Below are 543 nucleotides of genomic sequence, written 5' to 3'. Positions count from 1 at the left end.
CCTCGCTCGACCTGACGCTGCTGCTGCTGTCCGCCCGCGCGGGCGGCGGGCCGGGCGTGGTCTGCACGGTCCGTCCCGACGAGACGGGCGACGCGCTGCGCGACCACCTCGACCGCCTCCGGCAGACCGGGCTCGGCGTCCTCGTCGATCTGGACGCCCTCAGCGACGAGGAGACGTCCGCGCTGCTGCGTCAGCTGGACGTCCCCGCGACCACGGAACTCGAGGCGCGCCTGACGCGCTTCGCCGCCGGGAACCCACTGTTCCTGCTGGAGACCGTCCGGCATCTGCTCGAAGCGCGGGTGGACCTGGGCGCTCCGCCGGAGGTGCTGCCCATCCCGGACCGGGTGGGGCACATCATCGAGCGTCGCCTGTCGCGCCTCTCGCAGGGCGCGCTGCAGTCGGCGCGCGCGGCGAGCGTGCTGCAGCGCGACTTCTCGCCGGAACTCGTCGCGGCCGTGCTGGGGGCGCCCCTGCTGTCCGTCGCGGAACACTGGGAGGAGCTGGAGGCCGCGCAGGTCATGCGCGGCGAGCGGTTCACGCACG

At 74.6% G+C, this 543-nt stretch carries 1 pseudogene; it reads left to right on the top strand.

What is annotated here, in order from left to right:
- Positions 1-543, top strand: a pseudogene (locus DEIPI_RS29035) (BTAD domain-containing putative transcriptional regulator); the annotation flags it as partial.

The organism is Deinococcus pimensis DSM 21231, from assembly GCF_000519345.1.
Lineage (GTDB): Bacteria > Deinococcota > Deinococci > Deinococcales > Deinococcaceae > Deinococcus_A > Deinococcus_A pimensis.
This window is presented reverse-complemented; position numbering and strand designations above follow the sequence as displayed.